This window comes from Pseudomonas sp. FG43 (assembly GCF_057809175.1).
On sequence record NZ_JBMDJL010000036.1, the window covers coordinates 1 to 13,120 of the forward strand.

At 52.3% G+C, this 13,120-nt stretch carries 5 protein-coding genes; 1 reads left to right on the top strand and 4 read right to left on the bottom strand.

Going from position 1 to position 13,120, the window contains the following annotated elements:
• Window positions 1–243: 243 nt before the first annotated feature.
• From ACODS3_RS26415 to ACODS3_RS26430, 4 genes are all read right to left on the bottom strand, one after another.
• On the bottom strand, window positions 244–3,483 hold the full coding sequence (locus ACODS3_RS26415; RefSeq protein WP_489036991.1) for a hypothetical protein: 3,240 nt from the start codon (window positions 3,481–3,483) through the stop codon (window positions 244–246).
• Window positions 3,484–3,752: 269 nt separating this feature from the next.
• Window positions 3,753–7,055: a hypothetical protein gene (locus tag ACODS3_RS26420; RefSeq protein WP_489036993.1), complete on the bottom strand. Its 3,303-nt coding sequence runs from the start codon at window positions 7,053–7,055 to the stop codon at window positions 3,753–3,755.
• A gap of 67 nt (window positions 7,056–7,122) precedes the next feature.
• A complete protein-coding gene (locus ACODS3_RS26425) occupies window positions 7,123–9,531 on the bottom strand; it encodes an immunoglobulin domain-containing protein (RefSeq protein ID WP_304576167.1) in 2,409 nt (802 codons plus the stop codon).
• Window positions 9,532–9,723: 192 nt separating this feature from the next.
• A complete protein-coding gene (locus tag ACODS3_RS26430; RefSeq protein WP_489036996.1) occupies window positions 9,724–12,108 on the bottom strand; it encodes a hypothetical protein in 2,385 nt (794 codons plus the stop codon).
• Window positions 12,109–12,393: 285 nt separating this feature from the next.
• On the opposite strand from ACODS3_RS26430, the gene ACODS3_RS26435 reads away from it, so the two are divergent.
• Complete coding sequence (locus ACODS3_RS26435) at window positions 12,394–12,897, top strand: hypothetical protein (protein ID WP_489036998.1); 504 nt, start codon at window positions 12,394–12,396, stop codon at window positions 12,895–12,897.
• Window positions 12,898–13,120 lie beyond the last annotated feature (223 nt).

Sequence of the window (13,120 nt, forward strand, 5' to 3'; positions counted from 1 at the left end):
GGGGGCTCATGGGGCTGAAGCCGAGGCTGAGGGGCACCGTGGGTCCGCACAGGTGATTGGCCTTGAGTTCAGGCAGGGTAATGACGCAGGTGTACTGACCGGTGCGAGGGTCGACACCGGCCTGGACCGCGCTGAGAAAGTTGAAGGCGTTGGAGTGGACAGTGGGTGTGGGCATGGAGAAATCTCCAGACAAGAGCCGCTAAACGGTCGGTTTATCGGCTCTTATAGTGTTTAGGAACTACGTCAGTTGGTGGCAGTAATCTTCAGTTTGTTACGGTCAGTCGGCGAGTTGAATTCCACGGTAATCTTGTGCTGGTTCCCGTATTCATCAATCAGTTTCAGCTTCATCGGTTGGACGAAATCACTTTCGTTGTCGAAGACAAAGTCTGAGCGTCGGTGCAGGCTGATCAAGACGGCGCCCTCAGGTGCTTCATTGCCAGCAATGACATCAAGGCTTGGGCGTAATTCAGGTGCAATGCTCTGCATCAATAAAGGCTCGAACAGTAATGTTTTACTGCCGGGCAGTGCGTAGCCGGTGTAACTGCCCATGAGTTCCGCATATTGACGGCTTTCCCACTGTGCCATGCTGGTGGGGCTGTCAAACTCGACGGTGACGAACTTTATATTCTGGACGGACTGTTTGAACCTCAGGTAGTAATAATCGATCGTGTTGAGTTCATAATCATTATTTTCCCCACCCACTACCCGGATACTCTCGAACTCATAATTCACTATGGCGTAAGTGGGCATGGGCTCTGGTTTTATTTCTATGATGTTGTGTTTTTCTTCGGAGCCATCCTGTTCAGTCGAATTGAATTCGGCCTGATCGGCGCGGGTCAAGGCAACGGCTATTTTTAATGGTGTTTCGCCGCGAGTCTGGATATACAGAGATTTGCCGCTGCCATCCAGAGCCTGTGGTTCGCTGGCGATGGAAGAGCTGACGGGATAATACAGATAAGGATTTTTCGACTCATTGACGCCCCATTGTTTTCCCTCGGGCGCATCGGCGGGTATACCTTCTTCGCCGATATAAGGCAGCTCATTGAGTGTGTCAGCAACGATCAGCCGCATGCTGTTCAGTTCGGAGGGCGTAAGAGGCACTTCTATGTCCTGCTCGTCGAACGGTTTGACTGCCACCCGGACCTTGATTTGTTCCAGGCCATTGGCGAACAGTTTCACTGACTCGGATTGTGCCTTGATGGTGAAGTCTTCAAGGCGTACCCACTTCGCTCGCGGAGCGATTTCGGATAAATGAATGACCCCATAACCTGATTGGGTGCCCACGCCATCGAAATAGCTGCCCTGAATGACCGTATAAGGCTGGGTGATCACATCCGGTGCCTTGAAGTTGCCCAGTGCATCGATGCTGCCATTACCAGTGGCCACGCTCCATTGCACACTGCTGGCCTCATCCTTCTGCCCGGGCAGGGACATATGTAAAGAGGCGGATGGCGCAAGCCCCGGATGAAAGGCGGGTCTGACATCCATGGGCAGTACGCCATTGATCAGCAGCACCGTACCCGGGCACCTGGCCTGAGTGCCGGAATCAATTGCCTCAAGGGTTACCGGTAGAAACTTGCCTGAGGGCAAGGTGGTTGGGGGCGTATAGGTCGCTTGATGGCCGTTGGCCGAAAGCGTTCCTTGCTCGGGGGGCAGGGGAGCCCAGGTCACCGGGTTGCCGCTGAGGGTCGAGACCTTGAACGTGACAGCACGAGGGGAGCGCAGGTCTATGGCATGCAGGGCAGGGGTCATTGCCATGGAGCTGGCGACGACCACCACCAGTGCCGAAGCTGTGCGCGTTGCCTCTGTCTCGGGATCGGTATAAGTGGCGGTAACCACGTTACGGGTGGTCTTGTCTTCAAGTTGCCCGACCGAAGGTGCGGTGTACAAGCCTCCTGTATTGATGACTCCCTGGGAGCGCGAGCCATCGATGTCGCGAACACTCCAGGTGATATTGGCAGCCCGTGCGCGATAGAGCAGTTCGATAATTTCAAACTGCAGGTTGTCACCGGTTTTGATCGTCGTGTAAAGCGGCTTGAGGCTGAACGAAGTCAGGGCCGGGTCGATTTCCCCGAACATGGCCAGGTCGCCGGGCAAGTAGGCTTCTTTCAGGATCAGGGCATTGTGTTCCGGGAACAGCAGGTGGTTGATGCCGAAGAAATTTATTTCAGGGATGTCTATGGTTTTGAAAGTATCCAGTATTTGCGTCAAGATTTTAACCAGGGCTTGTCTTGCTTTCTCCATCAGGGGTTGATAAAGAGCTTCTTCACCCTCGATGCTGATATTTACGCTCTGGCTGGAAGTCGGTGACTGTACAAAGTTCAGGGTGTTTTCAACGGCATTCAGTTGGTTGTCAAAGATAATCGAAAGCGTATGTTCAAGGGTGACATTGACATCCTTGTGTTCGTCCCACCATCCGGCGATATCATCCCAATAGTGGAATACTTCAGTGCTGGTTCCATTCCATTCCAGTGCAAGGCGAAAGTCAGGTCTGACGAAAATGGATAGCTTTTGTGAGAAGGGGATATGCAGATCGTTTCTTATGAAGTGGAAGTTTTCTCTGCCATGATCGTACTGGATGTCGATGGGTTCTACTTCAAACTCTCCAGCAATCGCAATCAGTCGATAGTCACCTGTTGACCCGGTATCTTCTTTTACCTCAAAGTTCAGCCCGCGTTCAATGTGGCTTTTCATGTAGGGAGCAATGAACCAGTGCATGATAGCCTGGCGGGAAATGAGCAACGAGCCGGAATACTTCGAGCGCTCCTCGCCCGTCACCTTGTCATCGGGAATCAGGTAAGGAAACTCGCTCTCGTTTGTCGGCAACGTGCCATCGTAAAAATTGTTCTTGGTGCGAACAAACAACACCACGGCACCATCACCATAACTGTCCGACTTGAGATTCTTTCCTTCAGGGGCTGCCTGAGTCAGGATATAAAAGTCCTTGGGGGCCAACAGGTCATCCGCATTGAAGTCCAGCAACCCCAGTGAATAGGTTTGCTGTTCCGTCGGTAACTCATCGAATCTGGCCTTGAAGAAATTGCCTATCAGCGTCGGGCTGACGCCCAGATCAATCAGGTTGGCCGTGAACTCTGTGGCCTTTGAAATATCCAGAATGACTTGAGAGCTCTTGTTGATGCCTCCTACCACTTTTCTCAGTTCAATATCGGCGTTCAAGCGGTAACCATGCTGTTCGGAAATATTGAAACTGGAGAGCGCTCGCGCAGGAGAACCGGGGGCATTGCTGTAATGAGTGACCGTGCCGCCAACGATATCCATATTCAGGCGTGCCCTGGAGTCCCTCAGTGATGCATTTTCAAACGAGAGGCGCGGGGCACTCAGAATGATCCCGCTCAGTTCCAGGGTTTCAGGCCCTTCCAGTTGCACAGTGCCGCGGATCGCGGGCAGGAAGCTGTCTGTACTGAACCGCGCGATATGCTGTTGTGCCAGAAGATGGTTGGCCTTGGTACGGTTGAAAGACACAATCGCTCCCCAGCCTCGGGTATTGGTTCTGCCTTTAAGTATCTGTAAAAGTGAGTTCAGTGAATTTGCCATATCACACCTCGATGACTCCTTGTTGCTGTAGCAGGTCAGCAGAACTCTTCGTGACCCTGGTGGTTGTCTGCTGTTAGACAGGCCGGTCAACGACTGATCTGACAGTGTTCACCCAGGAGCAAGCAGGGTATAGAGAATGCTTACTCCGTTAATTGATGTTGTTTTTTCGGCGCTCCCGACAGGGCAGGAGCGCGCGATCAATTGGTTGCAATGATCATCAGTTCATTACGGTCGCTCGGGGACTTGAATCGCACGGTAAGTTTGTGCAGGTTCCCGTACTCATCAATCAGCTTCAGTTTCATCGGCTGGTCAAAGTCACTGTTATTGTTGAACGCAAAGTCTGAACGCCGATGCAGGCTGATCAAGACGGCCCCCAGAGGCGCTTCCTTGCCGGGAATGACATCAAGGCTTGGGCGTAACTCAGGTTCAATGGTCTGCATCAATAATGGTTCAAACAAGAGTGTTCTACTGCCGGGCAGTGCGTAGCCGGTGTAACTGCCCATGAGCTCCGCATATTGACGGCTTTCCCACTGAACCATACTGGCGGTGCTGTCAAACTCGACGGTGACGAACTTTATATTCTGGACGGACTGTTTGAACCTCAGGTAGTAGTAATCAATGGTGTTGAGGTTGTAATCATTGTCTGCTTCGCCCACCACCCGGACGTGCTCAAACTCATAACTCTCTATGGCATAGCTGGGCACGGTTCTTGGTGTGATTTCTATGATGTTGTGTTTTTCTTCGGAGCCATCCTGTTCAGTCGAATTGAATTCGGCCTGATCGGCGCGGGTCAAGGCAACGGCTATTTTTAATGGTAGCGGGCTGCGTGTCTGGATATACAGAGATTTGCCACTGCCATCCAGAGCCTGTGGTTCACTGGTTCGGGTGGGGTCAGGGGGATAATACAGATAAGCGTTTCTGGACTCATTGACGCCCCATTGTTTTCCCTCGGGCGCATCGGCGGGTATACCTTTTTCACCGATATAAGGCAGTTCATTGAGTGTGTCAGCAACGATCAGCCGCATGCTATTCAGTTCGGAGGGCGTAAGAGGCACTTCTATGTCCTGCTCGTCGAACGGCTTGACTGCCACCCGGACCTTGACTTGTTCCAGGCCATTGGCAAACAGTTTTACCGACCCGGATTGTGCCTTGATGGTGAAGTCTTCAAGGCGCACCCATTTCGCTCGCGGAGCGATTTCGGATAAATGAATGACCCCATAACCTGATTGGGTGCCCACGCCATCGAAATAGCTGCCCTGAATGACCGTATAAGGCTGGGTGATCACATCCGGTGCCTTGAAGTTGCCCATTGCATCGATGCTGCCATTACCAGTGGCCACGCTCCATTGCACACTGCTGGCCTCATCCTTCTGCCCTGGCAGGGACATATGTAAAGAGGCGGATGGCGCAAGCCCCGGATGAAAGGCGGGTCTGACATCCATGGGCAGTACGCCATTGATCAGCAGCACGGTACCCGGGCACCTGGCCTGGGTGCCGGAATCAATTGCCTCAAGGGTTACCGGTAGAAACTTGCCTGAGGGCAGGGTGGTTGGGGGCGTATAGGTCGCTTGATGGCCGTTGGCCGAAAGCGTTCCTTGCTCGGGGGGCAGGGGAGCCCAGGTTACCGGGTTGCCGCTGAGGGTCGAGACCTTGAACGTGACAGCACGAGGGGAGCGCAGGTCTATGGCATGCAGGGCAGGGGTCATTGCCATGGAGCTGGCGACGACCACCACCAGTGCCGAAGCTGTGCGCATTGCCTCTGTCTCGGGATCGGTGTAAGTGGCGGTGACCACGTTACGGGTGGTCTTGTCTTCAAGTTGCCCGACCGAAGGCGCGGTGTACAAGCCTCCTGTATTGATGACTCCCTGGGAGCGCGAGCCATCGATGTCGCGAACACTCCAGGTGATATTGGCAGCCCGTGCGCGATAGAGCAGTTCGATAATTTCAAACTGCAGGTTGTCACCGGTTTTGACCGTCGTGTAAAGCGGCTTGAGGCTGAACGAAGTCAGGGCCGGGTCGACTTCCCCGAACATGGCCAGGTCGCCGGGCAAGTGGGCTTCTTTCAGGATCAGGGCATTGTGTTCCGGGAACAGCAGATGGCTGATGCCGAAGAAATTTATTTCAGGAATATCGATTTTTTTGAACAGGTTGAGCATGACGTCCATGGTCTGCGCTAATACGTCGGCCGCTTTTTCGATAAGATTTTTAGGGTCCATGGAGGTCTTGTGGATAGAAAGCTCGTAAGAGGAACCGGATTGATCCGAACGCTCGAACTGGACAGTGTTGGTAACAGGATCCAGGACCGTATCAAAGATCAGGTCCAGGTTATAAGTGAATTCAGCATCGGTATCATATTCACTGTCCCACCATCCCACCTGCTCATTCCAGATGCGAAAGGTTTCGATTGAGTTGCCACTCCACTTGAGTGCCAGTCGGAAATCCGGTCTTATGTAGATCGTCAGGTTGTTAATGAACGTGAATGAAAGGTCTTCCTTGATGAAGTGGTAGGTGTGTGGCCAGCTTTCCGTCGTTACATCAATTTTGCCGACGGAATAACTACCTGCGACAGCTTTCAGTTGATAATCGGCGTTTTCATCCTCGACATCCAGATTCAGTCCGCGACCTACAAGGTTTTTTATATAGGGTGCTATAAACCAGTGCATGATCGCCTGGCGGGCGATCAATAACGAACCTGAGTACTTTGAGCGATCCTCGCCCGGCACCTTGTCATCGGGGATCAGATAAGGGAATGTGCTCTCATCTACCGGTAATATTCCGTCGTGAAAGTTGTTCTTGGTGCGAACAAACAACACTACAGCGCCATCGCCATAACTGTCCGACTTGAGATTTTTTCCCTCAGGCGCTGCCTGGGTCAGGATATAAAAGTCCTTGGGAGCCAACAGGTCATCGGCATTGAAGTCCAGCAAACCCAGTGAATAGATTTGCTGTTCTGCCGGTAGCAAGTCGAACCTTGCCTTGAAAAAGCCGCCTATCAGCGTCGGGCTGACGCCCAGCTCAACGAGATTGGTCGTGAATTCTGTGGCTTTCGAGATATCCAGAATGACTTGAGAGTTCTTGTTGATGCCTCCCACCACTTTTCTCAGTTCGATATCGGCGTTCAAGCGGTAACCATGCTGTTCGGAAATATTGAAACTGGAGAGCGCTCGCGTCGGAGAGCCAGGGGCATTGCTGTAATGAGTGACCGTGCCGCCAACGATATCCATATTCAGGCGTGCCCTGGAGTCTTTCAGTGATGCATTTTCAAACGAGAGGCGTGGAGCACTCAGAATGATCCCGCTCAATTCCAGGGTTTCAGGCCCTTCCAGTTGCACCGTTCCGCGGATCGCGGGCAGGAAGCTGTCTGTACTGAACCGCGCAATATGTTGTTGCGCCAGAAGGTGATTGGCCTTGGTACGGTTGAAGGACACGATTGCCCCCCAGCCCAGGGTATTGGTTCGGCCTTTGAGTGCCTGTAAAAGTGAGTTCAGTGAATTTGCCATGTCACACCTCGATTGACTCCTTGTCCCCGGCCACCACCAAGTGCGGTGGCCATTCACGCTTCCTGATTTACTGGTATGCCCTGCCTATATCCGGGTACTGCGACAAGGGCAGTGGTATGACGGTGTATCCGTAATCGATGGGTATGGGAGCGCCTTCAAATTCCGGCTCGCGAGCAAATGTGCAGGTAATGATGGCGAACCCCGGCAGTTTTTCCTGTGGTTCGGTGTAGACACCCAGTTCATTCACCGAGCCTGTGCCCCCCAGCAATGCCCAGACCAGTTTGTTGTGCGGAACGGGTATAGGCCCGCTGTCGTATTGTTTCATGAAGTTCAATTGGGCTTTGCCTTGCGCCGCCTGGGCCAGATCAACTTCTACCTGTCCGCCCAGTACCTTGTTGATCACCAGTACTTCGGCCTGGCCTATGTTGCCCTGATCGTCAGTCACTTGAATCACATCCTGGATGAACATATCTGTCGAGTTGTCGGCAGAGGCTTTATAGGTTGTGCTCTTGCCCGTAGTGGGGTTCAACTGACCACCTTGGGCCGGGTTCTTCATGGCCCATTTCAGTGGCCTGTCATCAAGAGTTCCAGCGGTAAAGCTCAGTTCGCCATTGGATTTGGTTACCGAGAAGATCGGATTCAGGGAAATGGTCTGGCTGACAATGGAGACAAGGGTTGAAGACGAGGCCGCAATACCTCGTGCTGTTGTGCCTGTCGCGGTAATGATTGCCTGCTGGGAGTCGCTGCCTTGAAGTTCCGCCACTGTAGGTGCGGTATAGACGCCCTCATTGGTGATCGAGCCGAAGGGGCTGGTGTCCCCTGGTAAACCTTGCACGCTCCAGGTCACGGTAGCTGCCGGTGCGACGCTGAATGTCTTGGTGCTGCCCGGATTCAGAATGACTTGTTCGGGTTCTATCACGAAGCTGGTCAGGGAAGGGTCGACATTGCCGAAAATGGCCAGATCTCCGGGTACATGAGCGTCTGTCAGGACCATTGAGTTACTGTCGGGAAACAGGAGATTTCGTAACAGGAATGTGTCGATGTCGGGGATCTTGATGTTGGCAATATGGTTGAAGAAATGCTCGTTCAGCTTTTCGTACCATGTTCTAAAAAATACGGCTCGATGATCGAAACCGAAAAAATTCAGCCAATCATAGTCGCCTATACTGCTCCCGGTTTCAGCACTTACGGTCGTCGAAAACTGGATGGCGCTGGTAATCGGATCTACTTCAGGTGTCATGTCTGTCTTGGTATATAGATTGAATTCAAACTGGCCGTTGACATCCGTATCGTTGCCGTTATTGACATCAACTTTCTGGTTCCAATCGCTTGTGTTATGGGCATTCCACTCTACGTGAAGAGTGTTATTCTGGGCCTTTAATACTACACCGGAGTAGGGGGCTTCCTCCGTGACTTTAATGACAGCGTCTTCCAGTAATCTCAAGGTGCTATGGTGTCCGTCAGAGGAGCTTGTAAATACTGTGCCCGCCGGTTTTACATAGTTTTCTTTCAAGGCTTGTGCATATAAGTGTAAAGCTTTGCCATCTTCATCCGTGGGTGATTTCAGTTCGTAAGTCATATTGGGGTGTTGATTGAGCACTGGCAGAATCAGCTTGCTGAACAGGACTCTATTTGAAAGCAGTACAGCACTCGAGTACTTGGTTCCGTTTTCATCATTGGGAATCAGATACTCGAAGTCGCTGTTTTCGGTAGGGGCGCCACCGTCAGTCCCGCCTTTCAATGTCACCAGCAACACTACGGCGCCGTCGCTGTAGTTGGGTGCTGCCCGGTTTTTGGCCCCAGGTGCCGCCTGGGTACGTATGATAAAATTTTTCGGGGTGAGTGTGGTGTCCATGCTTGTGTTGAGGGCACCCAGGGTATAAACCTGCAGCTCCGGTTTTTCCTTGAAGCGTTCAAGGAAGAAGTTTTTTGCATTGATGATGCTTACCTGGTCCGAGAAGAGGTCGGTATCGAATGCGGTCATTTTTGAGAGATCAATCTGTACGACTCCGGCATCTGTTACGTTGCCGGGTGCATTGATCAGGTCCACATCCATCCATAACGTTGGCCCTGCGGCTCCATTGGGCCGCATGATGGAATGAATGCCTTTGTAACCGCCGACCGGTTCGCTTTTCAGAATGGCCAGTCCTGCGGTAATGGGTTGAGTAATCTTGGCTTTGGAGTGCTCGATATCGGCATTTTCGAAAGAAATCCTGGGCAGGCCTAACTGAATGCCGAAGAAGTTAAGTTTTGAGCCTTCCTCTCCCTCGATATGCCCGTCGATGGGAGACATGTAGTTTTCGGAGGTCAGTTTTTTTATATATTGTTGCAACAGTAACGCATTGGCCCGCCCACGGTTATAAACCACAATGGCGTCCCAGCCCTGGGTCTTGGGGTTTTGCTGTAGCCAGGTCAACAGAGCGTCTCGTGATTTACCGCCTACAGCCTTTATGTGTGTGTCGTCTGGAAGAGTCATGATGGTTTCCATGTAATAAAGAGTGTCGCCTTCCGGGGAGGTTATGCATTTAATGACTAAAGACTGCTGTCGTCGGACAAAACGATACCTGTTATAAGTTCGTGCAAACTTCGCTGTGCGGTAAAGAATCTCTACGGTCTTGTGAAAGTTGTCTACTGGCAGAAATACCAGTGGCCTTTCTAGTTCCCTTGTTTATGGGTATTTCATTGTCGTGCCGGAATATTGCGGCAAGGGGAGTGGTATGACGGTGTATCCATAATCGACGGATATAGGCGCGCCTTCGAAGTCTGGTTCGCGAGCAAATGCGCAGGTAATCAAGGCAAATCCCGTGACCTGATATTGCGGTTCGGTATAAAGGCCTGAGGCATCCACGGAGCCTGTGCCTGCCAGCAATGTCCAGGTCAGTTTCTCTGGCGGAACAGGAGTAAGATCGGCACCGTATTGTTTCAGGAAGCTCAGTTGTACCTTGCCACTCGCAGCCTGGGCAAAATCCACGTCTACCTGCCCGCCGAGCGCTCTGTTGAGGACCAGCACGTGGGCCTGCCCCATGTTGGCCTGATCGTCAGTCACCTGAATGGTTTCCAGAGTGAACATGCCTGAAACCTGAAGCGGTGAGGCCGTATAGGTCGTAGTCAGGCCTGTTTCAGGTTCCAGCCTGCCGCCTTGGCCTGGGTCTTTCATGGCCCATTGCAGCGGTCTTTCATCCGCTATTGCGACGGTGAACTGGAGGCTGCCTTCAGGTTCGGTTACCGAAAAGACCGGGTTCAGGGTAATGGTCTGGGTGATAATCGATACAAGGGTCGAAGAGGACGCTTCCATACCCCGTGTTGTTGTGCCGGTGGCGGTAATGATGACTTGCTGAGTCTCCCGGCCTTCAAGTTCTTGCGCAGTGGGGGCGGTGTACACGCCCTGATCGTTGATTGAGCCGACGGGGTGGCTGTCCCCCGGCAAGCCTTGCACGCTCCAGGTCACTGTGGCAGCGGGCTCGACTCTGAATGTCCGGGTGCTCCCGGGATTCAGGACGGCCTGTTCGGGTTCTATCACGAAACTGGTCAGGGAAGGGCTGACATTGCCGAAGACAGCCAGATCACCGGGGACGTGAGCGTCTGTCAGGACCATCAGGTTATTGTCGGGAAATAGCAGGTTGCGTAACAGGAATGTGTTGATATCGGGAAGCGTCAGACTTTTGGTGAATTCAAAAAGATTGTCCTTGATGACGTTGCGCAAATCATTCATGTAACGATCAAGGTTCTGTGCGTAATGATTCCTTGGCATATCGATTTCGATTTGCTCATCGACCACGTCTTCCTGTTCAAAGTGTATGACGCCGGTGTCAGGGTAGATGCTGAGTGTTGAAGCCAGGTTCAGGTTTGTCTGAATGGTCACTGTTTCATCGGAGTGTGTATCGCTCAGTTCACCTCGGGTGTTGTGATAGTGCATGCTGATGGGGAACGTTTTATTAACCCAGCTGAAGTCGATGGCATCGTGACCGGCTTTGAAGGTTGCACCCGCCAGAGGAATGGTGATCAGGGGAGTGCTGGCGGTGACTATGTAGTTGCTGTAATAACCATTGCATACAAATGTGTAGTCAGGCTTTGTTATCGCTCCTTGTGTGTACTCCAGGTATATGTGCCCCGGTTTTCCCTGCCCATCGGTCGGCGTTTTCGGGGTGAGGGTTTTCCCGGGCAGTACTGAATTCAAGTGATTGGTGATGAGCTTGCTGAACAAGACGTTGTTTGAGATCAGTACAGCACTTGAATACCGGGTGCCGTTTTCATCATTGGGGATCAGATACCTGAAGTCCCCATTTACAGTGGGCGTTCGACCGTCCGTCCCGTTTTTCAGAGTGACCAGCAATACCACGGCGCCGTCGCCATAATTGGGAGCTGCCCTGCTGGTGGCGCCAGGTGCCGGCTGGGTGCGGACGACAAAGTTTTGCGGGGCCAGAGTGGAGTCTGCGCTCTTGTCCAGGGCGCCCAGGGTATAAACCTGTAGTTCCGGGTTTTCCTTGAAACGCTTGATGAAAAAATCTTTTGCATGGATGGCGCTTGCCTTGTCAGAGAACAGGTCGGTATCGAGACTGGTCATTTTTGTGAGATCAATCTGTACCTCTCCGGCTTTCGTGACGTCACCCGGCGCGCTCAGCAGGTCCACATCCATCCATAACGTTGGTCCTGTCGCACCATTGGGCCGCATGATCGAATGGACTGTCTTGTAGCCGCCGGCCGGTTCGCTTTGCAGAATGGCCAGCCCCGCGGTAATCGCTTGAGTCACCCGGGCTGTCGAATGCTCGATATCGGCGTTTTCGAATGAAAGCCGGGGCAGGCCTAACTGGATGCCGAAGAACTTCAGCTTTTCACCTGCTCCCTCTATCTGGCCGTCTATAGGCGCGAGGTAGTTTTCGGCAGTCAGCTTTTTTATATATTGCTGGATCAATAACGCATTTGCCCGGCCCCGGTTATAAACCACGACAGCATCCCAGCCGTGGGTCTTGGGGTTTTCCTTTAACCAGTTCAGCAGTGTATCTCGCGAATCGCCGCCTATGGACGTTGTCTGTGTGACATTTGAAAGAGCCATGATGTTCTCCCGATCATGAGGGATATCGCCTTTTATCCTGGTTATGCATTTGAGGACTCATTCATGTTGTAGCCATTCATAGTGTCATCTGCTGTAAATGCATGTAAGGCGCATGAGCAGGAATGTCCGCCGTCTTCTGTCAATTGTCTACTGGTAGAAATGCCAGTTGCCAGCCATTCAACGGCTGCTAGCATCAGTCACAGTATTATTTTTTTCTGCCTGATACTCTCTGGTTTTAAAGTATGCAGGCAGTTTTATAAAATGCTTATAACAGGAATCATTGTCATGACGCGGCGCGTGTTAAAACTTCTGCCATTGATCTCGGTCATGGCCCTGTGTGCTTCCATTACCGGCCATATTTCACAGGTACAGGCTGCTGACGCCGATGGGCAGTTAGTGATCTTGAACAAGAAGGCTGGAGATGGCACTTACCCGATTAACTGCAGTATTCCTTTTGTTACGTCCACCATCAACTTTCAGAATGACTCACTGGATTGTGATAATGATGAAGCCTATGGGTTCAAGCTGGAAAATGTGCCATCGGCGACGTTCTTTTCATTCCACGACTCCCCCAATTGTACGGATAACGAAAACTTTTCGTTCCGCTTCAAAACCATACAGCAGCCCACCAATATGGAAAAAGGTATCGATATCGAAGAGGCCGGCAAAAAGCCGCCTGGTTCGGTTGTCGTGCCGGGAGTGATGCTGGTTTTCAGCAGGGTGGATGAGCAGGTGGGTGGAAAGCTTTCGTGCGTGAAAATCGAGCGTTCTGCCGTGCCGACACCGTAATGGTTGTTCCAATCACAATGCCTTCATTTGCCTGCCGGGGATTTCTCCATGCCCACACCCACTGTCCATTCCAACGCCTTCAACTTTCTCAGCGCGCTCCAGGCCGGTGTCGACCCTCGCACCGGCCAGTACACCTGCGTCATTACCCTGCCCGAACTCAAGGCCAACCACCTGTGCGGACCCACGGTGCCCCTCAGCCTCGGCTTCAGCCCCATGAGCCCCC